Raw genomic sequence first — 24,470 nt, 5'->3', positions numbered from 1 at the left:
TCTATTTACAAAACGAAAAAATTCAATTCACCAATTCCTTCACCGTTTCCCCGTAGGCATCGGTCTTGTCGGCCGGCATAGCCAGCAATTGCGACCATTTGCGGAAGGCACCGATGAACACGATGAGCATCAGCACCATGGCCAGCACGGCCAGTGAAGCCAGCAGGTATTGCCCGTGGGGCAGGTAAATGTCCATCACCTGCGCGTAACCCGCCCAGAACGTGATCACCGCCATGAATACCCCCGGTATGGCCGAGCACAGCGCATATTTGCCCCGGTTCAACCGGATCAGCATCGTGGTGCACACGATCAGCCCGCATGCCGCCAGCAGCTGGTTGCTGATGCCAAATAGTGGCCAGATGCTACTCACGTTGCCCGTATATACCAGATAACCCCAGGCGAAAGTGAACAGCAGGCCGGCAATGATACCACCCGGCGCCCAATTTTTGTCGGCAAACCGCGGTATCACACTTCCGATCATCTCTTGCAAAAAGAACCTGCCAACGCGCGTACCGGCATCGATGGCCGTGAGGATGAACACCGCCTCAAACATGATTGCGAAGTTATACCAGTAGGCCATCACCTCGTCCATGAACGGGATGCTGTTGAAGATATGGGCCATACCCACGGCCAATGACACCGCACCGCCCGTGCGGCCCTGGAGTTCCACGCCGATTTTCTCCACAAAGTGCGGCAGATCCACCTGGTGCAGCCCGGGGTTGGCGGCCAAGAAAGCCTCATAGGTGCCGCTGGGCGTGTTGATTGCAAAGTAATCGCCCGGCATCAGCGTACAGGCCGCGATCAGTGCCATCAAGGCCACGAACCCCTCTACCAGCATGGCTCCGTAACCCACGAAAAGGATGTCCTTCTCGTTGCCCAGCATCTTGGGTGTGGTACCCGTGGCGATAATGGCATGGAAGCCCGAGATGGCCCCGCAGGCGATGACGATGAAGATGAACGGCAGCACCGGCCCGCCGATGATGGGGCCGCCCCCGGCGGCAAATTCCGTGAGTGCCGGCATTTCCAGCGTGGGGTGCACGAATACGATCCCCACGGCAAGCATCAGGATGGTACCGATCTTCAGATAGGTCGACAGGTAATCCCGCGGCACCAACAATAACCATACCGGCAGCACCGAAGCGATGAAGCCGTACACCGCGATAGCGATGGAAATCGTTCCGACATTCCAGTGGAACAAGCTGGCGATAGCCTGGTGTTCCATCAATCCATGCCCGCCGATGATGGCTGCGATGAGCAATATGCCACCCAGAATGCTCGCCAGCGTGACGCTGCCGGCCCGGTAGCGCATGATGAGCCCCATGATGATGGCGATGGGCATGGTAGCGATTACGGTGAACAACGACCAAGGTGCTTCGTTCATGGCGCTGATGCAGGCCAGCGAGAGGCCGGCCAGTGTCAGGATAAGGATAAATAGCACCGCCACGCCGGCGATGGCACCTGTGGTGCGGCCGATCTCCTTGCTGGCGATGGTGGCCAAGCTCTGGCCTTTGTGTCGCACTGAGGCGAACAGTACCACCATATCATGCACCCCGCCCCCCAGTACACAGCCGATGAGGATCCACAATGCACCGGGCAGGTAGCCGAACTGCGCGGCGAGTACCGGGCCTACCAACGGACCCGCTGCCGCGATAGCGGCAAAATGGTGGCCGAACAGCACGTTACGGTCCGTAGCCACGTAGTCGCGGCCGTCGGCCAGCGAAACCGCTGGGGTGGCATTCGCGCCGTTCAGTCGCAGTACCCGGTGGGCCATGAAAATGCCGTAGAAACGGTAGGCTATCGCGAAGATCAAGAGCGATGCGAAAACGAGCGTGAGGGCGTTGATGCCGTTGAGAAATTCCATATATTTAATTTTATCAGCTAATGGTCATGATTTTCGGATATCGCCTTCATGGTCTATCTGTTATGGTCATCTTTTTCAGACTTCAAACATAACATTTTCAAAAGATATGGGAGTAATAACCTGAGTTTGATTATTAAAACGCCATCAATTGGTCGGCTTCTCAGAAATATAATCTTTATCAGCGAAGTGCTTACTCATGGGCCTTCTGCCAAGGATGAAACGTTCTTTTTGTTTTGTTCGGCACGGATACGGACCCCCAACAAGGAAAGCACTTCTCTGCGTTTCCTCGTACTAGGCGGCGGTTTCCTCGTATTACGTTGGCGTACCGCAACACTAAGTTACAGCTTCCATGCAGTACGGTGCGGCATCCCCGGACTACGACAAGGCCTCCTGGGGCTACGATGCTACTGCCACGTATTAACTTGCCGCACCCACGGACTACGACAAGGCTTCCTGGGGCTACGATGCCGCGACCGTGTATTAAGCTAAGCTAATCCATGGATACGACAAGGCTTCCTCGGGCTACGATGCTGCTGCCACGTATTAAGTTGCCACATCCCCGGACTACGACAAGGCCTCCGGGGGCTACGATGCTACTGCCACGTATGAACTTGCCGCACCCACGGACTACGTCACGGCTTCCTGGGGCTACGATGCCGCGTCCGTGTATTAACTTGCCGCACCCTCGGACTACGACAAGGCTTCCTAGGGCTACGATGCTGCTGCCACGTATTAAGTTGCCACATCCCCGGACTACGACAAGGCTTCCCGGGGTTACGATGCCGCGACCGGGTATTAACTTGCCGCACCCTCGGACTACGACAAGGCTTCCTAGGGCTACGAAGCTGCTGCCACGTATTAAGTTGCCACATCCCCGGACTACGTCAAGGCTTCCCGGGGTTACGATGCCGCGACCGGGTATTAACTTGCCGCACCCTCGGACTACGACAAGGCTTCCTAGGGCTACGAAGCTGCTGCCACGTATTAAGTTGCCACATCCCCGGACTACGTCAAGGCTTCCCGGGGTTACGATGCCGCGACCGTGTATTAACTTGCCGCACCCTCGGACTACGACAAGGCTTCCTGGGGCTACGACGCCACATCCATGGACTACGATGCCGCTGCCACGTATTAAGTTGCCACATCCCCGGACTACGACAAGGCTTCCCGGGGTTACGATGCCGCGACCGTGTATTAACTTGCCGCACCCTCGGACTACGACAAGGCTTCCTGGGGCTACGACGCCACATCCATGGACTACGATGCCGCTGCCACGTATTAAGTTGCCACATCCCCGGACTACGACAAGGCTTCCCGGGGCTACGGTGCCACATCCCCGGACTACAATGCCGCTTCCACGTGTTAACTTGTGGCAGCCCCATACTAGATAAGCGCATCTACGGACTAGGCAGCCGCGATCTAGGGGTAGCCCGACGCGCCGAACCCCTACGTAGCCGGCATGAACCCCTACGTAGCCGGCATGATGTACTACGCAGCCGGCGTCCACACCCTCAAACTACGAAAAATCCTTGTTTCCGTGGATTTATCGGGTTCGGCGGATTGCGTATCTTTGTAACAGTTCTTAAAAAAACACAGAAATGCGGATGTCATTGATTTTGTTCCTCGCCTTTGCCTTTTTTATGTCGTGCACCAAAGACGATAACCGGGGAGATACCGGCCAAAACCCGTCGATGAAAGGCACATTGGTGTACCCCTCGGCCGACGAGCTGATGGTGTACTCCTTTGCGGATAAAATCGAACGGACGGTTTTTTCAGAAGGGTACGGATACAACGTCTCTGCCGACGGTAGCATGTTCCTATGGTTCGACTATGACGCCTTTGAAAGCGAGTCTACCATCCATATCCATCGCTTCGACGACGTCGAATCCAACGTTAGCTTCACTGCCCCTTATGCGGTTGAAAAAACCCCGGATTTCAGGCCAGGCAGTGAATCCTTGGGGGTGTTGGTAAAATCGGCCGATGAGCCATTACTCCGTACAGATTTCCATTTAATGGACCGTACGGGTAAAAGCCTGGCCATGGTTCCGCATGTCAAGGATTTCGCATTTTCGCCCGATGGCGACGATTTGATCATTGCGGCAGAAGCACTGGATGCCCAGGGAAATCCGGTAGGGTATGCCATTGCCAAAATAAGCGACTTTGCTGTGGAGGGACAAGCCGTGTCTAACGTAATCCGCACGTTTGCCGATTATAGCACGGTGCCGGTCGACCTTGCCATTTCGCCCGATGGGGCCACGATAGCCTACACCTTCAACAACCACATTTATACGTTGTTACTTACGGAAGGTGCCGAGCATAAACAGGTCACCAATTCCCGTTTCAATGAATGGGATGCAGGGTGGAGCCCGGATGGGAAATACCTGGTATTGGACTTCAGCGACCAAGCGGCCACCAACGATTGCAGTGAACTAAGAATCGTGCCCGCCGATCCTTCGTCGCCTATCCAATTAGTGCCGGGTTACGATGGCGAGCCTGTTGACGACCTGCAGCCCACAACGGCGGGAGGGAAAGTAATACACGGGTGTGCCGTAGCGGGAATAAAGTGGTTCCCGGATGGATTTACAGGTTTGCCTTGATATCAATCAAATTGCAACGTGAACTCATTGCGAGCATCTTTTTTCCACGCATGAGATTGCGAGGTCGGTGAGATGGCAAACAAGGGTGAAAATGTCTTCACCTTGACGGTGTGTCCATCGGGGAAGAATTCCTCCACGAATCCTTTTGCTCGAGAACAGGCTTTTGATAATCTTGCTGCGCCACAGCCATACTTATTGAAAAAAGCGCGAATACGATGTAACTAACGATCTTTCTCATATTTATTAGTTTATTATCATTGATGAATGAGTTAAAAATATCTTAGGAGCCTGTGGCCGTTTCATCGGTTGCTGGTTTGGCGGGCTTCACAATTTTCCATAGGATCCATAACGCGATAGGATGCAGGAGGGCCATGATGAAAAATATATTTTCGGCACCCGGGGCATCCATGGCTTCGCCAACAAAAAAATTGAACATCACTGCCCCCAATGCGCCGAAGCCTCCCACAATTCCTTGTACACTCGCCACGTTGTGTACGGGGAAAGATTCGGCGATCACCACGCCTACCGTGAAAAGCCAACTGACGCAGACGAGCGCAACCACACTAAAAATGGCAATCGTTAATGCAGCATTGTTTATAAACGGAGTGAAAGCACAAAACACAGTGAGAAACGTGATCCAGGTCAGCATTTTTTTCCGGGCCAACAGGGGTTGCGTTCCCCTACGTACAATCTTGTCCGACAACATGGAAGTACCGACCGCACCGATATCGGCGATCAGAAATGGAATCCATCCGAACATCCCCACTTGTGCCAACGACAACCCCGATTCTTCCTGCAAATATCCGGGAAGCCAGAAAAGGCAGAAGTACCAAACGGGGTCACTGACGAAGCGTATCAGGATAACCCCCCAGAGGCTTTTTTTGCCCCAGAGCTGCTTCCAGGAAAAGGATACCGCATCTTTTGAAACGGTACTTTGCAAGGCTTCATCAAGGGTGGCTTGAGGAGGGTCTTTGTAAATCAGTTTCCAGAGAATGGCGATGATGATGCCCGCGACCCCCATCACGATAAAGGCGGCATGCCATGAGTAGTTGATGGCAAGCCACGCAACCAATGGCGGGGCTAAAATTGCACCGATAGAACCGCCTGCCTGGCAGATGCCGTTTGCGGTGCCCCTTAATTTGCCCGGAAACCAGACGGTAACGGCCTTCAGTTGGGCGGGGAACACCGTGGGCTCCGCAACGCCTAAAAGTCCTCTGAAAAAACCGAAATGCGTAACAGTGCGGGAAACCCCTCCACCGATACTGGCAATAGACCATAATAGGATGCCCCAAAACATGGTCAGCTTAGGGCCGATCTTGTCTACCACCCATCCGGTAAATGGATAGGATAGCGCATAACATACAGTAAAAATATTGATAATGACCGCATAACCGGAATCGTCTAGATCGAACTCTGTTTTGAGCAGGGGCTTTAACACGGACACAATCTGCCGGTCGATGTAGTTGCAAACGATAGCGAGGAAGACCACGGCGACTATAGCCCAGCGCCTGAATTCGGGTTGTGTAAGTTTACCGTTCAAGCCGCTTCCGGCTACAGGAAAGAATATGTTCTTCATTCGTTGATTTTTAATTTGCAGCCGCGATTATAATCGCTCTTCCGAAGAACGCCCATGCTGCCGATGATTCCTTACGTTGTCAATAATCGAGTATGCTTTGATTAAAAAAATGTGTTGTGGAATTAATTGGTAAGATTTGCCCCGTACGTTATCAGGGTGTTTCGAAGTTCGGCGATATCTACCTCGCCAACGTCGGTACCCGACTGCACACATAACGCGGCTGCGGCACCGGCCGCTTGGCCAAGTCCCATCACAGAGGCCTGCACGCGAACCGAGGCTGAAGATATGCCGTCGGCAGAAAAAGCCCTTCCGCCAACTAGCAAGTTGGGAAAATCCGGCGCGATAAGGCATCGGTAGGGCACGAATGCGGCATCTTTGAGGAATTCACACCGCTGGTTATTCGAGCCCGACGAATGGATATCCACGGGATGGCAACCTCTTGAAATGGCATCGGGAAAGTCGCGTGCTTCGATATACTCCTCACCCGCCAGGGTATGCACCCCTTTGATGCGTCGGGTCTCGCGCGTGCCGGCTTGCGGAGCGGTCAACACCAGGAAGGCATCTTTGAAGGCGGGGACATTTTTTGTCAGAATATCCACAAAAGTGAAGACATCTTCACGGAGAAGGCATTCCGTTTTGGTGGTTTGGCGATTGTCGGCCATGTTGGCATACGTACGGGTCATGTTCACCAAGGCCAGGCCGTGGTCAAGCACACCGCAGTACCAGGGCCCGCCGAAACGGGGCAACTCGGTTTCCTTGCCCAATTCTTCGAGCAGCTCGCGGATGTTGATATCGTGGTAATTTACGCCCTGCTGGCTATGGCGCAGCATCGGCAGCGAGTCGGTATCGACGCCACCCAGCATAAAAATCAACGTAGCGGGTTGAAGCTCCTTGTTCATAGGCTGCATGGGTACACCAGCCTGGTAAGACAAATCGGCGTCGCCCGTACAGTCAATGAAATATTTCGCGGAAATGGCTTCCGTGCCGTTCTTATTGTCAATGATAACATGCGTGAGCCGGTCGCCATCTTTCTGGCAGCCGGTAAGGTACGAATGGAAATAAAGCGACACCCCCGCTTCGAGAACCATTCGTTGGGCGATGAGCTTGTATTTTTCGGGCGAAAAGGTGATGTTGCCCAGCGGCCTTTCTTCCCTCGCCCCACCGATAGCTATAAGGCGTTCGATAAACTCCCAGGGTAACCCGTCGATTATCCGGCGTTCATTGTAGTTAAACACACTGATGGGTGCCACGAGGCTCGCTGTGGCCATGCCGCCAAGAAAGCCATGCCGTTCGATCAGTGCGGTACGTGCTCCGCCCCTGGCCGCGGCAATCGCGGCGATAAACCCGGAGGGACCGCCACCACACACCACCACATCGTATTCTGCGATAACGGGAATGTCTTTTGTTTGTGATATTCGTTTCATTTTTAAAATTTGAAAAAAACATCTATTTCTATCATGTCGAAGCCTAAATTCACAGTTTTTCCCATCGCGGTAATCGAGCTTTTCGGTGCTTTATGCTAATAACCCCTATGGGCAAAGAAGTAGCTTCAGCCGGACATCTTTTGTTCATCGTACCATTTCAATGAGCCGAAAATCGTCCGAACTCGCCCGTACTTTTTTCGCTTATAAACGTTTCCAAATCTGCCAATGTATAAGGTGGACAGCCGCCTTTTTGTCTTGCTATAAAGGCACCGGTCAGCATCGCATTGTTCAGTGTGGTCTCCAAGGAGGTGCCTGTAAGGCGGTATCGCAGAAAGGCCGCTAGAAACGCATCGCCGCAACCGATAGTGTCCACCACCGCCACACGTACACCCGGCACATCCCAATGGCCTTCCGTTGTATAATAGCTAGCGCCGTCCGCTCCTCTCGTCACGATCGCAGCACCGATGTTAAAACGGCTCATCAGCGTGCGAAGCTGTTCCTTCTCCGTGGCTGTTGTCATGGTCGGCTGGAAAAGGCGTGTTACCATGACCAATTCTTCATCGCTGATCTTTAATAAATCAGTATTTTCCAAAAGCACAGACAACGTCTCCTCGTCGTAATAATTGCCTCGCAGATTGATATCGAATATACGGAAACATTTTTGGGACAATAAGGTGAACAATGTCTGTCTGGATTTCATGTTTCGGCAAGAAAGGCTGCCGAAAACCAAACAGTCGTCTTCGTGAAGACAATCACTGAGCGCACTGTCTTCATTGATGTAGTCCCAGGCTACAGGCTGCAAAATATCATAAGATACCTTATTCCTATCCGATACATTAGCAACTACCCGGCCGGTGGGGTAGTCCGCTGTAGATTGTACAAATTGCCTATCGATAGACCAGCCGTCGATAAGAGACAACATACACGCGCCAGCTGCGTCGTCGCCAATACAACTGACAAGATGCACCTCAAACCGATCATCTTTCCCTATATGGTATGCCACATTAAGTGGGGCCCCTCCCGGAACGTCTTCGCCATTTACCTCGTCCCATAGTACCTCTCCGAAACAGAAAATTCGATTATTTTTTTTCATTTAATGCAATCTAACAATTGAATAATATCTTTTAATAGGGCTGCGATCATCTTAATTTGCCCAATATGTCGCGCAGTAAATCTTCCATCTTGCCATTCAAGAACGAGGCGGCATAATGTTTACAACTATCCACGAATAAGGGATTGGCGGATAAATTGCCGAAGACCGGTCGGTATTGCAAAAATCGTATGAATGATACCGATTCGTCATCGAAAAGCGCTTTGAGCTCATCCCGCTTATTGTCTATCACGGTCCGCATGTCGTCTAGCCGATTGGCTCGGTAAAGATAGTACCACCAAGCCGCGACAACTAAGGCGGCTATATCAATATTTGAGTTCTTCGTCTGCAAATTTCTATGGACAACCGGAAGCAAGAACTTCGGAATCTTGTCGGACGAGCCCGAGATGATCCGTGCCGTAGCGTCATTGATCATCGCATTGGAAAAGCGCGAGCGGACCGTTCGGAAATAAACTTGCAAATCGACACCGGCAACGGCCGGCAATACGGGAATGGCCTCATATATTGCATATCGTTCAAATACTGCTGCAATCTGCGGGTGCCGGATGGCGTCATGTATTTTGGTATAACCCAAGGCGTCTCCTAATAAGCCCACCAACGAGTGCCCCGCGTTGAGTATACTCAATTTCATAGCCTCATAAGGGCGTACATCGTCTACCAACTGAACGCCGACTTCATCCAATGGCGGAATACCGATAAGCCCGGTATCCTCAAGCACCCATTGAAAAAAATCTTCACTCACCACCAACAAATTATCGCGCAAACCAAAACACGACTCGAAGTCGTCTTTATCATGACTTGTAGAAGCCGGAGTAATACGGTCGACCATGCTATTTGGAAAGGACACATGATCGGCTGCCCAGTTTCTCAAGGTAGGATCATATCGTTCCAGGAAAGCAAGCAATGCATGCTTCAGCACATGTCCGTTTTCTTGGATATTATCGCACGACATCAACACCAAGCCTCCTACCCCTTTTTCCTTGCGTTCAGCAAGGCCTCTTGCGAGGTAACCAAACACCGTTTTAGGTGGATTGCCGGGTTCGAGGTCGTGTTGGATATGGGCGTTCGACCAGATAAACTGATGGTTATCGAAATCGGTATTATAACCACCCTCGGTGATGGTGAAACTGATGATCCGGGTATCGACATGGGCTATTGCATGGATAACGGCAGCCGTATCGTCCGGACCGTATAGCACTTCGGTAATGCTGTCGATGACCACGACGTCGTCGTTCCCGTCGGCAGCCCGCATACGCAGGGTATACAGGTAGTCCTGTTCCTCAAATTGTTGTACGAAAGCCCTATCGGCGGGCATAAGACATACCCCTAGAATGGTCCAATCGGCGTATTGCTGCGGATACCGTTGTCGCAACTGATGCCACGTATAGGCTTGGTGCGCCCGATGGAACGCCCCAACTCCGATATGCAGAATATGGTTTTTGTTGCCCTTGCTAACGGGTAGCGGTGTTTGCACCGCCGCGGGTAACTGACTTAATGTTTCATTCTTTAATGTGGTCATAATTATTGCTGCGTCTTTTGGAAGATGACTGCCAAAATGATAATCACACCTTTAATCAATTGTTGCATATAAGCGGTGATATCGAGTAAGTTCATAATGTTGCCGATCATACCCAATATCAGAACCCCCAGCAATGTATTAACAACCGAACCCTTGCCGCCAAACAAGCTGGCCCCACCGATGACGACGGCAGCTATGGCATCGAGCTCTAAACCCACGCCGATATTAGGCGTGCCAACACCGGTGCGGCCCACCATCAGCAAACCGGCCAACGCGGTGAGAAAGCCAGCGATAACATAGACCGAGAATTTAACCCGCTCTATCGATATGCCCGATAGCCGTACTGCCTCTTCGTTAGATCCTATTGCAATAATCTGCCTACCATAGATATGGTACTTGAGTACAATAAACACCATGATGAATACCACACCTAACAGGATGGCCGACAGCGGCACCCCGAGTATACTGCCCGTACCCAAGCTGAGTATCGCCGACGAATGTGGCCCTACGGTGATTGGCGCCCCTTTTGATAGCAGGAAACCAAGTCCACGCACAATGGTCATGAGCGCCAATGTGGCGATAAAAGCAGCGACACCACGGTATGCCACCAGGTAACCTGAGACAGCACCGATAGCAATACCCAGTAGCAAGGTTAGCACTATTGCTGCGCTAAAATACACCTCATAGGAAAGCAGCGCGAAAGCGACGCCGACGCATGCCACGATGGAACCAACGGATAAGTCGATTCCGCCCGTTAAAATAACCAGGAACATACCGATGCTAATTAGCCCAATGGGTGCCACTTGGCGCAGCAGATTGGTGACATTGGTCATGGTCAAAAAAGAGTCAGAAGTGAAACTTGATACCACAAGCAACAGCAGAAATATAATCAGTGTGTTGTTTTTTAACAGCTTTTCCCTCATTCCATATCAAATTAATTGGCGCCGATGGCCATTCTCAAAATTTTTTCTTCGCTAAAATCCGATCGACCAACTGTTCCTTGAAGCATTCCATTTTTTATCACCATAATACGGTCAGACATCCCCATTAGCTCTTCCATATCTGAAGAGACCATGACGATATACATTCCCTGATCAGCCAGTTGCTGGATGATTTGATAGATTTCGGAACGTGCTCCTACGTCCACACCACGTGTAGGTTCATCAATCAGCAGTACATGCAGGCTACGGTTTAGCCATTTGCCTAACACGACCTTCTGTTGGTTGCCACCACTGAGTGTAGCCAAAGGGTGATGAACATCACCTATTTTTATACGGAGCCGACTGATCAATTCACGGACGATTTTCTCTTCCTTTCGGTGGTTGATGAACCCCCATCTATTGGCAATCTGACTCAAGTTTGTGAGGCTGATGTTGTCACGTATACTCAAGTCGAGGATACCACCATGTTTTTTGCGGTCTTCGGGCACCATACCCCATCCGTCATAGATGGCTTCGCGCGGCGTACGGTAGCTTATCGATTGCTCTTTCCATTGTAATGTTGCGGGCCGCTGCCTAGACAAACCAAACAAGCTTTCCAGTATCTCCGTCCGTCCGGCACCGACCAGACCACCTAAGCCCAGAATCTCTCCTTTTCTGATTTCAAAGGATATCGGTTGCGGGTCATTACCATACAATTTGTCTATGACAATCTTTTCGTAAGAGACTGGCTTGCTGAGCTTCTCTGGATAGAGCTGCGTCAGCTCACGGCCTACCATTAAATTAACCAGCCTATCTTTATCAACTGCAGACGTCTCTAAGGTGGTTACCGTTCTTCCGTCTTTCAATACGGTAACCCGGTCTGTCAACTCCAGCAACTCTTCTAGATGGTGTGATATATAAATAACCGATACACCCTTTTTGCGAAGTGCATAAAGTAGACTGAACAACTTTTTCACCTCTTTGGTTCCTAATACCGCAGACGGTTCGTCCAAAATCAACAACTTCACATCTTGCGAAAGCGCTTTGGCAATTTCAACAATCTGCTGTTGCGCGACACTGAGCTGTGCCACGCGTTTTTTCACATCAATGTCGAAACCTAACGAATGGATTAATGCCGCAGCATCATTATCCATTTTCTTTCTATTAAGCCACCCTTTCCCCTCGCCGCTGCCGAATAGGATGTTCTCAGAAACACTGAGTTCGGGGATAAGCGAGAACTCTTGATAAATGATACTGATACCTCGAGTTTTAGCGACATGAGGGTCATTATGGTCAATAATCTGCCCATCGATGATGATTTGCCCACTATCTGCTTTGTGGGCCCCTGAAATCACCTTCATAAGGGTGGATTTACCAGCGCCATTTTCGCCGAGCAGGGCATGAATCTCCCCTTTACGAATCGACAGGTCCACGTCTTCAAGCGCACGGACGCCTCCGAATGATTTGGATATTTTTTTTAAAACAAGCATGTTCCAACTATTAATATATTTGGCTAACCTAATCTCCTTTTAAAACAATGCCTGCGGGTCATAGAACGCATCCACATTATCCGCCGATATTAATACGGAAGGTGTGTAGTTGATTTTCTCGATTGCTTCTTCGTCATTGAGATGTTTGACGGCTATTTCCACAATCATTTCCCCCAATATCTTCGGACTGTTCTGAGCTGTCGCGGCAAAAGATCCGGCACTGATCAGCTCGTACGCTTCTTTTTGACCATCAAATCCCAGCACGGTAATTTTCCCTTCTTTCCCCATCTGGCGGATGGTCTTGAGCGCACCGATGGCCATGGCATCGTTCTCTGCCAGAAGCACGTTGACATAGGGGTGCGCAACCAGGATATCTTCCATGGCTTTTAACCCCCCATTATTATTCCATTGCCCCCAGCCATGGGCCACGATCGAAAAATTTGTTTTGGCTTGCTTATGCAGCTGACCATCTACCAGTCCACGTACGAACCCCAGTCGCTTCTCGCGCCCCACCGGGTTTCCCTGATTACCGCTGATGATAGCAACCTTTAGATCCTCGTTAGTGTTTTCTGCCAACCAGAGGCCCAGCTTCTCGCCATTCATGGTATTGTTTGCAACAACTGAGGAGATGTAGGAAGCGGCGTCGTCAATCATCGAGTCCACGATGAAAATCTTTACCCCCTGCTGCGCCGCCCGGTTAACAACCGGCACGGCCGCTTTTGGATCCAAGGGATTTAAAATCAACACATCAATCCCCTTGGAAAGCAGGTCTTCGATCGCCGCTACCTGTTTAGCCACATCCTCTTGCCCATCGGCCATGTAATAGTGCATTCCGTAATGTTGCACGCTCTGTTTTACGACAGTCTCCAGCGCTACATAGTAAGGGGCTACCATAGAAGGACCGCAATAACCTACTTTGGTGGCAGATAGATCCGCAGCCGACACGTACTGCAGACCCGTTTTGCTTCCCGAAGGGTCATCATTGCGGGCTTGTTCTTTCGGCAAGCAACCGGCCAGTAGCAACAACAGCACACCCCATACGGCCTGCGTTCGATGAATATGATTAATTACTGCACGCATAAAAATACTTTTGGCACTTATTTCAACGTAATCCATGGTGCGTTCGCTTTTACCCACTCCGTCACCGCAACCGGTACATCCGAACATAGGTAGTCGCTACCCAAGGAAACACCAAGCAGGAAATCCGCAACGGACCGGCCGGGCCATAAACTCACTTTGAAACCTTGCTTTTTTGCTTCCTTCACCATGGCTCGGGTGGTACCATCCACATTACATCCTACGCGATCTATGCCGAGTTCCTTCGCCTCATCAAGCACCTCCTGGCTTAAAGGGGCTCCTTTAATCAGCAATAAATCTACAGTAGGGTAGGTGGTTTTCAAATAGCGGAGTGGTCGGGTATCAAAAGAGGTCAGTACATAATTCGACGTGGGAGGCATGGCGGCGTACGCTTTCTGATAGAGCTGATCACAATATGCTTCAAGTGTTTTCTCATCATACATGGGCTTATTGGTTTTCATTTCAAACTCAATATAAACCCAGGGTTTATCGCTGAAGAAGGCCAGCACCTCATCAAGTGTTGGGATCTCGTTCCCTTTCTTGGTACGTAGTTTTTTGATTTCATCGAGCGTCAAGTCTTCGATGGCGCCTTCTTGCCCCACAATCCGCTTTAGATTAGCGTCATGGAAGATAACCAATTGATCGTCCGCTGTTCGCCGGACATCGAGCTCATAGCCTCTCAGCCCTTTATCGTAGGTTGCCTGAAAAGCGCTGATCGTGTTTTCATCGTACTCGTGCGCACCACCCCGGTGTGCAAACAGTTTCACCTCCGCTTGCTGCGCATAAACCGTGTTGCCCAATAATAAGATAGCGGCAAACAAGCCTACAATTCGAAATTTGACATTCATTCTTCTGGAACTTTTTTTACTATTCATCATATTTAATTTACATCGATTAATACTTTTAATGTTTGAGTCGGGTTTTTTTCAATGAAATGATAAGCTTCGTTATATGCATTGAATCCAAATCTATGCGTGATTAATGCCGATAGCTGCAGTTCGCCCGACACCAAGTATTCAATTGCCTTCACATAGTCTTCGTGTTTGTACATCATGCTACCCTGCACGGTTAACTCATGCTCACCTACGAATCCCATATTTAAGCGGGGGTGCTCTTCGTAAACTCCCACAATGAGCACCTGCCCGCCCTTCTCAACGTGATCTATAAGGTTATGGAGCGCGGGTTCAACCCCGACAGCTTCAACCCCTACTTGAAACGCCTCTTTTCCCAATATCCTCGTAACGCCTTGTTTAAAATCCTCTTCCGCTAAATTGATAACGTCATTTATACCTAGTTCTCTTAACAAGCCGAGCCTGAACGGGTTGAAATCACTAACGATGACCCGTTTAGCACCCCGTATCTTCGCAAACTGGGCAATAAGATTTCCGATGGGTCCGGCCCCAGCAACAACAACCACTTTAGACGTAATGCTCTCTATCATTGATGTGGCGTGGGCGGCGACTGCCGCGGGCTCCAGAAGGGCAATCTCGTCGAAACTCACCTGGTCTGGAACAACATATACGCGGTCTTCAGGCAGCGCAAAGTAATCCTGTGCAACACCGGGCGCCTGGAAACCTTCCACCTTAAGGCGCGAACATACATTATAGCGTCCCGCCCGGCAGGGGCCACACGTTCCACAAACCTGCTGCGGCCTACCCGTTACCCTATCGCCAACTTTAACCGAACTCACAGCTTCACCTACAGCCATAACCTCTCCACTGTATTCATGGCCCTGTATAACAGGAAAAGGAGTAAATGGATGCTTCCCGTGATAAACGTGTATATCCGATCCACAAACCCCTATTCTCATGATCTTTACCAAGACTTCATCATCACCTATTCCCGCGATTTCAGCTACGTCGGAAACCTGGATATGACCAGGAGATAACATCGTTGCTCTTTTCATCTTATTTCAATTCAGGCATTGTGTTTGATGGCAGAAAATCCAATCCCCCATCAATGCATTTTTTTGCGTATTCAGCTGTGTCCACACCTCTAAAACAAACCCTCAATCCCAAAAAATGACATTTTTCAATCAATTCTTTATCCGCTCCTGAGGGGTCATAACGATTGAATCCTGTGCTGGCATTTCCCATTAATACCAGTGCATTCAAAAATGAGGAAGTCGGCTTCATATTTATATGGTGTACCACTTCATTGCTTAAGCTCCGAAAATGTATCAAAAACTCTATTTTGGATGAAGACACGATGTATCTGCCCTCCATTCCTAGTTTCTTTGCCGCGGCAACAATTTCATCCGACGCATCCTCCTTCAATTCAATAAATGCGATAGCTCCGTAGGCTTTGCAGATGTTAAGATATTCTTCTAGTGTAGGTATTCGCAATTCGTCATCAGCATAACTATTTAAATTGTTTCCGACGGCGATCTTCATTTCGAGCAGCTCTTGATACGTATAGTCGGACACCTTCCCCGTCCCGTTGTACCTGCTATCCAACGTCGCATCATGGATACAAACTACGACACTGTCTTTGGTAAAGCGCAAATCGGTTTCAATGGCCCACGCATTTTTTTGTCCTGCATGGATAAAAGCGGGTATGCTGTTCTCGGGTGCATCAACTGAGTACCCTCGATGTGCCATGTACAACGGATTTTGATAGGTATTCGTTGTTGCAAAGACACTTGAAGCCGCTTTTTCATGCGCATCTTCCTTTTGCTTAATCAGCGTTTGGGCCTCACTTCCGGTGCTCAGCATAATATGCTTTGAAACCCGATCGGAGTTAATTGCATTCGCAGTCAGTCCCTTCGCTAGCAATCGAAACTTTCTGTTTTTAACGTCGGTTATTACCATATCGCTTCGCAACCAGGCCTGGCTGTGTTTTATCAAGTTACCGGATGTGTCAAATTCCAATAAATACAAACCCAATTCGTCGGAAATCGTGTTACGAATCACAGCGGGTTGAGAAAACACCAGAAAACCGGAGTTAAACTCACTACCGCTGGCTTGAGTGTCTGAAATTTTCAGGTCAATGGTACCTTTATTCCAGACAATGGAATTCCAACTTTGCGACTTAGCCCCTTCGATACAACTGACCAAGAGCAGTAAAAGAAAACAGCGTCGTACAAAATTTTCCACTAGTAACCGTCGTTTGGTTCCAGATTATCATTGATCAATATCTCCTTATTCGGAATTGGCCATTTATATTGCTTCGGATCGAAATTCCGTTCGCCCAATTTAGCGATATAACCTTGTTCATACAATTCGTCCAGATCAGGGTAGCCTTTATCGTCAATTTCTGGGGTAATCGGCCAAAACCATAAATCTGTTTCAATTAATTTCGCTCTCATTTCGGTAATTGGCAATAACCCGTAGTACGGCCTATTTAGCGGAATCTCAAATTCGCGCCAACGATGCAAATCCCAAAATCGCTTACCTTCCCAAACGAACTCAATCCGCCGCTCAATTCTCAGGGTCTTTCTCAATTCATCAGAATCCATGGTTGTCACAGCGGGGTAATTGGTTACATCACCCACAGTTGTGTGATAGGCCCGCGCACGCACTTGATTAATCGCGTTATGTACCGTTTCATCAATTTCACCCAATTCGATTTTTGCTTCCGCGTACATTAATAACACATCGGCATACCGCATGAGAATAATCGGGTTATCAGCCAGCCAAGGGATCCAATTCATATCCGCGTACTTCCTTAACTGAAGGCCGTTGTATGAAGCGTGTTGGGTATACCCCTTGGTGTCTTTATTCTCTACCAACTGACCGGTATTCACGTTCAACACCTTTTCAACCCTCGGGTCAGGATCATAAATAAACCCCAGGAATTCAGAGCCAAATTCGACAATAGTCGCCGAAAGCCGTGGGTCCCTATTTTCAAACGGTTTTTGTGGGTTAAACAGCGGTGACTCATCGATCAGAAGTCCGTCCGTGCAAGGATAAATACTCAACAACTCCCAAGAAGGTTGTGCCACCGCATTGCCGCCCGCCGTCCGGGGCATAAAGTTCCGTGAACTCCATACCTCATCGAGGTCTTTGGATCTAGGAAGTGAAAAGATCGTTTCGTCTTCAACTTTTTTCGACATAAAATACGTTTCATAATCAGGATGGAGCGAATATACTCCCAAATCCATGACCTTTTGCGTTTCTTCTTTTACGATTTCCCAATCGGACATCCACAGCGCAACCCTGGCCTTCATGGCAATAGCTGCACCTTTGCTTACCCGTCTGATATCTGCACTGATATTCTCAATGGGGAGGTGTTCAATGGCGTAATCAAAATCAGCGTAAACCGCATTCAAGACAATTTCCGCATCCTCTCTCCCCAGCTCAAAAGCTTCTTCAATTGTCATGGTATTTTGAAAGAATGGCACATCGCCGTATAGTGTGATCAATTGCGCATAAAAATATGCACGGAAAAAAGCGGCCTCGGCGCGTAAGCGATTTATGGTCTCTTCCGGAAGTGCTTCCGCAGCGTTGTCGAGGCCTTCGATGACCCTGTTTGCCCTGCTAATTCCCTTATATGTATCCGTCCACATCGCTTCGCTTTCCTCCCACTCACTGGTGATGGCCCCGGCTGGAAATTCGTAAACCACCAGCCGCTGCGCCCAGTCGTCTGTCCATCGGTCCGTTTTGAAACCATCTTCCAGATGCCAAACATACGTTCGGTACAAATCATTGAGTGACATTTCTATCTGTGTCTGGTCTGAATACCAGTTTTCACTCGACCCTTCCGAGAGCGGGACTAAATCGAGTTTCGCACAGGAAAGCATAAAAATCAAGAGGAACGGGCCGATTATATATTTTTTTACCGTTTTCATCGTTCTTTGCTTTTAAAATTTAACATTCAATCCAACACTGTATGTTCTTGAGATATATGAGTCGTGAGACGATTCTGGATCGTATCCCGATGGGTAGTCGCTCAGAGAGAACAAGTCAGTACTTGTTAAATAAATCCTCAAACCGCGCATATTGATCCGGCTCAACAGGCTTTCGGGCAAGCTGTAGCCCAGTGTTATATTCTTCAGACGGAAGTAGCTACCGTCAAACAACCAGAAATCAGACATCTCATAATTATTGTTTGCTGCACTCTGGTGGGACAAGCGGGGAAAGCGAACATTTCTATTTTCTTCTTCAGTATTATAGACGCTCCAGTAATTTCCGTCATACAGGGTAGAAGGGCTGGTCCACCATGACTCGTAGGGCTGAATCATATCAGGTGTCAATCGGCTGGTGTGCTTACCTACCCCCTGAAAGACCAATGAAAAATCAAAATTCTTATAGCCCAGATTCAGATTCCCGCCGTAGGTGAACCGAGGTAAGGAACCGCCTAATAGCACCTTATCATACTCGGGCGTGATTGCCCCATCGGGCACACCGTCGGGCCCGGAGATATCCCGATAACGAATATCGCCTGGTTGAACGGCTGAATGCAATAGGGGTCCATTTTCTATTTCTGCCATATTTTGGAACAATCCATCAGCAATGTAACCAAACCATTCATCATATTGGCTGCCTTCACGGATAATCGTGTTCCCCGTAAACACGGTGCCTCCTAAGTTACCCATTACCGATTTGAAGTCAGACACATTAACCGACACCGAATACCGGAAATCGTCGCGTATGCGATCGCTCCAATTGGTTACCAGCTCCCAGCCTTTAGTTTTCATCCGACCCGTGTTCTGATCAGGGTTTCCAAAACCCAAATAGTCGGGTATTTCCAACTTTAGGAGCATATCTCGGGTTCTCTTGACGTAATAATCAGCAGTTACACTCAGGCGGTTGCCCAAAAATCCACCATCAACGCCAATGTTCCACGATTCTGTTGTTTCCCAACTGATGTCCTCAATCGCATACGCTACCTGGGCCGCCGTTGTCTTTGAGATGATGCCGTCTCCTTGGTAAAAGGGTGTGTTATAGTACGAAATGGTTGATTGATATGGATAATAGCCGATCCGCTCATTTCCCAACGACCCGAAAGACCCCCTCAATTTCAATAAGGAAACCTGAGAAATGTCTTTCATGAAAGATTCCTCCGAGAGCGACCAACCAACCGAAACAGATGGAAAAAGTGCCCATCTATGGTCGGGATGGAACCGGGAAGATCCGTCGTATCGGAAATTCGCCTGCACATAGTATCTTTTATCATAATCATACAGCAACCGGCCGAACAATGAGCGGTAAGCCGATTCTACGGCATTGCCTGTATTGAAAAGCATGTTCCTATTACCCAGATTCAAGTAGTAAAAGTTGGATAGTTCGAAATCTTCACTTTGTGCGTCGAGCGATTCTGTTTTATAGGTGTAGTCTTCATAACCACCCATCAGTGATAGATTATGTGCCTTGAAACTCTTGGCATAGTTCGCAAAGAACTGCTTCGTAAGGGTGGTCACCTCTGTACGGTCCTCATAGAGGCTGGTCATGTTGTGGCCCGATACATACCCTGCCAGCTGGGTTGGGTCTTCCGCAGCATAGTAGGGTACTTTTTTCACAAAATTCTTGCCCTTGCCAAATTGGAAGTAAGGAGAGATGGTTCCCGTAAGCGTCAATCCTTCAACAGGCTGGTAGTCTAATGAAATCCGGCCGTTGAATTTATTATTGGTTGTTTTGTCAAAGCCGCCATATAAAATATCGGCGTACATATTCGAACCATCCTTCCCTCCGGCTATGCGCCCGTCCGACCAAAGGGCCGCGTAAATTGGCGCATATTTATGGGCTGATCGGATCGGGTTGGACGTGGGGTTGTTGCTTATCGAATGATTTAATGTGATATCAAAATTGGCTTTCAGCTTATCGGTGAGCATCAATTCATTGTTCGCCCGGGTAATGACACGCTCGTAATTCCGGTTTTCGTACAAAGCGTCTGTATTCTCATAATTCACCGAAACCCGCGTATTCACGGCTTTTCCACCATGAGAAAAAGTCAGAAAATGCCTTTGGCGCGGTGCTGTCTTCCCCATCAACAAATCGATCCAGTCTGTTACGGGGTAATTGTTTGGGTCTGTTTTATTGTAGTTGAGCCAATTGGTTACATCGTCTTCCGAAAAGAGGGGGTATTCAGCTCCTTCCGGATTACCCGCATCATTCCACATCGCCTCATTCGCCATTTGCAGGTACCGCGTCGGCCCCACGCTCACCGGAAAGGTAGGCAATTGCTCCAATCCCATGTTTACACCGGCCTCCAAACGCGTGATACCTTTCTCCGCATTTTTTGTAGTGATCAAAATTACCCCTGCTGCAGCGCGTGCACCATAGATCGATGCCGAAGCGGCATCCTTCAGTACGGTAATTTCCTCAATATCGCTAGACGAAATATCATCGATATTGGTATAGGGTACGCCGTCGACAATAATCAGTGGGTTGCTATCACCAATGGTTGTAATCCCCCGAATTCTGATATTGGCAGACGCACCGGGCATGCTGCTGCTCCGGGTTACGGTTACGCCCGGTATTTGGCCTTGCAACTCTTGCGACAATTGGGTGCCATTGATATTCTCCAACTTGTCGCCACTAACGGTGGCTACCGCCCCGGTTAGGTCTTTCTTACTCATCGACCCATAACCAACCACAACGACTTCATTCAGGTTTACGAAATCTTCTTCCAGCGTGACGTTTATCACGCGCTGCCCGCCTATCTCTACGTTCTTCTCCACATAGCCAATGGTTGAAAATCTAAGCATCGTGGCATTTTTCCCTACTTCAATGGAATAGTTACCGAGAGAATCGGATACGGTGCCAGCAACTTCGCCGGGCACGCTAACGGTTATCCCTACGATTGGCCGACTATTTTCATCGGTTACCTTTCCGGTAATTATCCTCGAGTCTGCTTGGGCGTACGCCCCCATGCCCATAAATTGCCATAACACAATCAAAATGGCCGCCCTCACAGCCAAGATAATTTTACACTTTGCAAAATCATCTAAGTGGTAAGCATAATTTTTCATCATAATTTAATCGTTTAAACTTCTTTTCCCAAACCGCTGTTAAATGCTGAAATAATACGTTAATATTAACTTAATGAGGTTAAATAACCTTTATTTATAAGTGGTGTATTTACAAATATATAAGTTTTAATATTAAAGTAAAAGATTTTTTAACTTCTCTAAACACCAGAACATTTAAACTTCATTACAGCATCATAAATTATTTAGTTGCTATCCCCCCTTCAGGGCATTGCGTGATGTAAGCAATGACGACTCATTAATGATAAGGTCCGAATCAAATTTAATATGGTTGCCTATAACACCCTCTCCATTACCTATAAGGCAATTGACAGCAGAGCTGCCCATGGATTCTAGCGGCTGCCGCACATACGAGAGGGGGCGATGAAAAAGCTTGTATGCACCCGCTTCATCATAGCAGACAATGGCAATATCCTCCGGCACCCGCAAATTTAACTTGACAATAACTGGAAGAGCCGCCATAGCTATTTTATTGGTAAAGAAGCAAAGTGCATCCACCTTATCCCGTTCAATCGCGGCAATCACAACATTCTCGATTTCCTCGGTCAGCCTGTTTTCCACAATCTCATAAGCAAAGACAGCGTCGCCCGAAAGTCGAGTTAACGCCGTTTCCATGAACCCACGCCTCCGTTCCAGCAGATGGTGCAGATGTGTTGATAATCCTATTGCTCCCAAGCGCTTAAAACCCTGCGAGAGAAAGTGATCGACAACACGTTCGGAAGATTTGAAGTTATCGAGGTTGATCGTCGTGATTCCTTCAAACTGGGGAAATTCACGGTCAATAAGCACAAATGGCACCTCGACCTCCTTTAGATACGGAATACAATGTTCGGCTCCTTCCGGAATTGCTAAAATCAATCCGTCCACCTGCCGAGCAATAAAAATATGCAGTATGTTCTCAAAGCGCTTAGGGTCTTCGTACGCGCTGCCAAATATCAGATTGTATCCATGGGTGTTGGCTTCCTCTTCAATATATCTCGCTAAATGCGAGTAAAAGAAATTAGATATATCCGCAACGATTAGGCCCATCGTATACGTTTTGCTATTCTTTAAGCTTTTGGCAATCTGATTAGGGCGGTAGTTTAGTTTCTTCGCTAACGTCCGAATCCGCTCGGCAGTATCCTCATTAATGCGATCGGTCATCTTCCCATTCAGCACATAAGAAACCAACGCTACTGAAACCCCCAGCTCCGTTGCGATACGCTTCATAGATACTTTCTTTGACATCTTCTTTATAATTGATTAACGCAAAGAAGAAAAAATTTAATCGATTAAACAAAATTAATTTCATATTTTTTTGCCTGTCAAGGCGCGGGGTCGATAGGACGCTGCGCCATCTATCACCGCAGCCAGGCAACCACGCTGCCATTTGATAGTCGATATGGGTACAGGATGTACCGGGATGGTAACCTCGAGCTTTATTCCTATTTTCGGCGCTAAGGCTTTAAAATTATGAGTAATATGAACTTTCGTTGTTTATGGCTTCCATTAGTCGTATGCGGTCTGGTTTTCTACACAACCGCTTACGGGGCCAAGAAACCTGGATTCACCCTATGGCAGCTGCCCGCACAATCATCTTCCCAGATGAACTCCTATGTGCTGCTCACAGATAATGGCAAGCTGTGTGTGATGGATGGCGGTACAGCCGCGGATGCGCCATACCTGAAAGGGTTTCTCGCTGCTATGGGAAATGAAGTGGAGGCTTGGTTCATTACACACCCCCACAGCGATCACATCGGCGCATTGAATGAAATATTGAAAGCGCCCGGTAACCTGACGATTCATACCGTCTACCATTCGGAGCTATCAACGTCGTTTGTTGAACAGTATGAGAAAGGGAGCGAAGCGTTAACCAAAGAGTTCTATGATCGGCTACGCAAATTCGATGGAAAGGTCGTTGACATGAAGGAGCCGGGTTTGGTCATCCCTATGGGCAATACGACCTTCAAGATACTAGGCGTTAAAAACGAGGAAATCACAGCAAACCCTTATAATAACCAGAGTGTAGTGATCAAAGTATGGGACACCAAGAAATCGGTATTATTCCTTGCCGACCTGGGACGAGAAAGCGGCGACAAATTGTGGAACGGCCCGTACCGAAAAGAGCTCAACTGTGATTACTTGCAAATGGCCCATCATGGCCAGAACGGCGTAAGCAAAGATTTTTACCGCAACATAACCTTCCGTGCTTGCCTATGGCCAACCCCAAAGTGGCTTCATGACAACGACGCCGGAAAAGGATATAATACGCACAACTGGGAGACGATTGAAATCAGGAGTCTAATGGACGAGATCGGCATCAAAGAACATTATTGGATGTTTGAGGGCCTCCATAAAATACAATAGACGGCTTACCCCAGACCCATGGCATCCGCTTATCGAAACCATAACGACAAGGAACTGGTCGCCAAGCTGAGACAGGGCGACGAGGTCGCGCTGTCTGAAATCTACGAGCGCTATTGGGATCGGTTGTTTGTGGTTGCCACCAACCGCTTAGATAACCAACAGGAAGCCGAAGAGTGTGTACAGGACGTACTATATAAACTGTGGCGATTGAGAGAAAAACTGCACGTGGAGAATGACGACCTATCGGCATACCTGGCCGTTGGGATACGCAACCAAGTGTTTAACCGTAGGCTGAAACGCCATCGCGAGCGCCTGCGCGAAACGGGATATGAAATACCTGAAACAAAGAACCCTTCGCCCGAACAGCTGCTGATAGCACAAGAGCTGCAACAACGTATCGACCGCGCGATAAAAAGTTTACCTAGCCAATGCCGCATTGTTTTTGAATTGAACAAAACGGAAGGCAAAACCATCAAACAGATGGCCAACCAATTGGGCATTTCTGAGAATACCGTGAAATATCACCTAAAGAAAGCCAACCGTGACATCCGCGGGAACCTAGACCTAGGTGCATGGCTGGTCATGTTAACTTATTTTTTCTAAAGTAACCTACCCCCAC

General features: G+C 48.7%; 17 protein-coding genes. 3 read left to right on the top strand and 14 right to left on the bottom strand.

Annotated features, from left to right (window positions below; all coding sequences use genetic code 11):
* Positions 1-22 precede the first annotated feature (22 nt).
* Positions 23-1,861, bottom strand: a complete 1,839-nt coding sequence (locus U9S71_RS00730) for a carbon starvation CstA family protein (RefSeq protein WP_326324457.1) — start codon at positions 1,859-1,861, stop codon at positions 23-25.
* A 1,604-nt stretch (positions 1,862-3,465) separates the two neighbouring features.
* Here U9S71_RS00730 and U9S71_RS00725 point away from each other — a divergent pair.
* The gene (locus U9S71_RS00725) at positions 3,466-4,458 is read left to right on the top strand and encodes a hypothetical protein (RefSeq protein ID WP_326324456.1); all 993 of its coding nucleotides are present in this window, start codon (positions 3,466-3,468) and stop codon (positions 4,456-4,458) included.
* 280 nt (positions 4,459-4,738) lie between these two features.
* Here the strand turns inward: U9S71_RS00725 and U9S71_RS00720 are convergent, their stop codons facing one another.
* The 13 genes from U9S71_RS00720 to U9S71_RS00660 all read right to left on the bottom strand — a co-directional run bounded on the left by U9S71_RS00720 (position 4,739) and on the right by U9S71_RS00660 (position 22,714).
* Positions 4,739-6,034, bottom strand: a complete 1,296-nt coding sequence (locus U9S71_RS00720) for an MFS transporter (RefSeq protein ID WP_326324454.1) — start codon at positions 6,032-6,034, stop codon at positions 4,739-4,741.
* A gap of 122 nt (positions 6,035-6,156) precedes the next feature.
* Positions 6,157-7,458, bottom strand: coding sequence for an FAD-dependent oxidoreductase (locus U9S71_RS00715; protein ID WP_326324453.1), 1,302 nt, complete (start codon positions 7,456-7,458; stop codon positions 6,157-6,159).
* A gap of 157 nt (positions 7,459-7,615) precedes the next feature.
* Positions 7,616-8,551 (bottom strand): PfkB family carbohydrate kinase, encoded by a 936-nt coding sequence (locus U9S71_RS00710; RefSeq protein WP_326324452.1) that lies wholly within the window; start codon positions 8,549-8,551, stop codon positions 7,616-7,618.
* A 46-nt stretch (positions 8,552-8,597) separates the two neighbouring features.
* A complete protein-coding gene (locus U9S71_RS00705) occupies positions 8,598-10,088 on the bottom strand; it encodes a mannitol dehydrogenase family protein (protein WP_326324450.1) in 1,491 nt (496 codons plus the stop codon).
* A gap of 2 nt (positions 10,089-10,090) precedes the next feature.
* Positions 10,091-11,011, bottom strand: coding sequence for an ABC transporter permease (locus U9S71_RS00700; protein WP_326324448.1), 921 nt, complete (start codon positions 11,009-11,011; stop codon positions 10,091-10,093).
* 11 nt (positions 11,012-11,022) lie between these two features.
* A complete protein-coding gene (locus tag U9S71_RS00695) occupies positions 11,023-12,498 on the bottom strand; it encodes a sugar ABC transporter ATP-binding protein (protein WP_326324446.1) in 1,476 nt (491 codons plus the stop codon).
* 39 nt (positions 12,499-12,537) lie between these two features.
* Entirely contained in the window at positions 12,538-13,578 is a 1,041-nt protein-coding gene (locus U9S71_RS00690; RefSeq protein ID WP_326324444.1) for a substrate-binding domain-containing protein, read from the bottom strand.
* Positions 13,579-13,595: 17 nt separating this feature from the next.
* Positions 13,596-14,423, bottom strand: coding sequence for a glycerophosphodiester phosphodiesterase (locus U9S71_RS00685; RefSeq protein WP_326324443.1), 828 nt, complete (start codon positions 14,421-14,423; stop codon positions 13,596-13,598).
* 32 nt (positions 14,424-14,455) lie between these two features.
* Positions 14,456-15,481, bottom strand: coding sequence for a zinc-dependent alcohol dehydrogenase (locus tag U9S71_RS00680; protein ID WP_326324442.1), 1,026 nt, complete (start codon positions 15,479-15,481; stop codon positions 14,456-14,458).
* Between the two features lies 1 nt (position 15,482).
* A complete protein-coding gene (locus U9S71_RS00675) occupies positions 15,483-16,670 on the bottom strand; it encodes a glycerophosphodiester phosphodiesterase (RefSeq protein WP_326324440.1) in 1,188 nt (395 codons plus the stop codon).
* Positions 16,670-18,364: a RagB/SusD family nutrient uptake outer membrane protein gene (locus U9S71_RS00670; RefSeq protein ID WP_326324438.1), complete on the bottom strand. Its 1,695-nt coding sequence runs from the start codon at positions 18,362-18,364 to the stop codon at positions 16,670-16,672. Before U9S71_RS00670 ends, U9S71_RS00675 begins: the two co-directional genes overlap by 1 nt.
* Before the next feature lie 12 nt (positions 18,365-18,376).
* A complete protein-coding gene (locus U9S71_RS00665) occupies positions 18,377-21,490 on the bottom strand; it encodes a SusC/RagA family TonB-linked outer membrane protein (RefSeq protein WP_326324437.1) in 3,114 nt (1,037 codons plus the stop codon).
* Between the two features lie 207 nt (positions 21,491-21,697).
* Positions 21,698-22,714: a LacI family DNA-binding transcriptional regulator gene (locus U9S71_RS00660; RefSeq protein ID WP_326324436.1), complete on the bottom strand. Its 1,017-nt coding sequence runs from the start codon at positions 22,712-22,714 to the stop codon at positions 21,698-21,700.
* Positions 22,715-22,966: 252 nt separating this feature from the next.
* On the opposite strand from U9S71_RS00660, the gene U9S71_RS00655 reads away from it, so the two are divergent.
* Both U9S71_RS00655 and U9S71_RS00650 read left to right on the top strand, forming a co-directional pair.
* Positions 22,967-23,851, top strand: a complete 885-nt coding sequence (locus U9S71_RS00655; protein ID WP_326324435.1) for a ComEC/Rec2 family competence protein — start codon at positions 22,967-22,969, stop codon at positions 23,849-23,851.
* A gap of 18 nt (positions 23,852-23,869) precedes the next feature.
* Positions 23,870-24,454 (top strand): RNA polymerase sigma factor, encoded by a 585-nt coding sequence (locus U9S71_RS00650; RefSeq protein WP_326324434.1) that lies wholly within the window; start codon positions 23,870-23,872, stop codon positions 24,452-24,454.
* Positions 24,455-24,470 lie beyond the last annotated feature (16 nt).

This window comes from Parapedobacter flavus (assembly GCF_035818675.1).
Classification (GTDB): domain Bacteria; phylum Bacteroidota; class Bacteroidia; order Sphingobacteriales; family Sphingobacteriaceae; genus Parapedobacter; species Parapedobacter flavus.
Note: the sequence above shows the minus strand (reverse complement) of the source record. Positions and strands in the feature narration are given on the sequence as shown.

What these genes read in the sequence shown, in the direction of transcription:
- U9S71_RS00730 (WP_326324457.1), bottom strand. Translation starts at nt 1,861, where the DNA reads ATGGAATTTCTCAACGGCATCAACGCCCTCACGCTCGTTTTCGCATCG.
- U9S71_RS00725 (WP_326324456.1), top strand. Translation starts at nt 3,466, where the DNA reads ATGTCATTGATTTTGTTCCTCGCCTTTGCCTTTTTTATGTCGTGCACC.
- U9S71_RS00720 (WP_326324454.1), bottom strand. Translation starts at nt 6,034, where the DNA reads ATGAAGAACATATTCTTTCCTGTAGCCGGAAGCGGCTTGAACGGTAAA.
- U9S71_RS00715 (WP_326324453.1), bottom strand. Translation starts at nt 7,458, where the DNA reads ATGAAACGAATATCACAAACAAAAGACATTCCCGTTATCGCAGAATAC.
- U9S71_RS00710 (WP_326324452.1), bottom strand. Translation starts at nt 8,551, where the DNA reads ATGAAAAAAAATAATCGAATTTTCTGTTTCGGAGAGGTACTATGGGAC.
- U9S71_RS00705 (WP_326324450.1), bottom strand. Translation starts at nt 10,088, where the DNA reads ATGACCACATTAAAGAATGAAACATTAAGTCAGTTACCCGCGGCGGTG.
- U9S71_RS00700 (WP_326324448.1), bottom strand. Translation starts at nt 11,011, where the DNA reads ATGAGGGAAAAGCTGTTAAAAAACAACACACTGATTATATTTCTGCTG.
- U9S71_RS00695 (WP_326324446.1), bottom strand. Translation starts at nt 12,498, where the DNA reads ATGCTTGTTTTAAAAAAAATATCCAAATCATTCGGAGGCGTCCGTGCG.
- U9S71_RS00690 (WP_326324444.1), bottom strand. Translation starts at nt 13,578, where the DNA reads ATGCGTGCAGTAATTAATCATATTCATCGAACGCAGGCCGTATGGGGT.
- U9S71_RS00685 (WP_326324443.1), bottom strand. Translation starts at nt 14,423, where the DNA reads ATGAATGTCAAATTTCGAATTGTAGGCTTGTTTGCCGCTATCTTATTA.
- U9S71_RS00680 (WP_326324442.1), bottom strand. Translation starts at nt 15,481, where the DNA reads ATGAAAAGAGCAACGATGTTATCTCCTGGTCATATCCAGGTTTCCGAC.
- U9S71_RS00670 (WP_326324438.1), bottom strand. Translation starts at nt 18,364, where the DNA reads ATGAAAACGGTAAAAAAATATATAATCGGCCCGTTCCTCTTGATTTTT.
- U9S71_RS00665 (WP_326324437.1), bottom strand. Translation starts at nt 21,490, where the DNA reads ATGATGAAAAATTATGCTTACCACTTAGATGATTTTGCAAAGTGTAAA.
- U9S71_RS00660 (WP_326324436.1), bottom strand. Translation starts at nt 22,714, where the DNA reads ATGAAGCGTATCGCAACGGAGCTGGGGGTTTCAGTAGCGTTGGTTTCT.
- U9S71_RS00655 (WP_326324435.1), top strand. Translation starts at nt 22,967, where the DNA reads ATGAACTTTCGTTGTTTATGGCTTCCATTAGTCGTATGCGGTCTGGTT.
- U9S71_RS00650 (WP_326324434.1), top strand. Translation starts at nt 23,870, where the DNA reads ATGGCATCCGCTTATCGAAACCATAACGACAAGGAACTGGTCGCCAAG.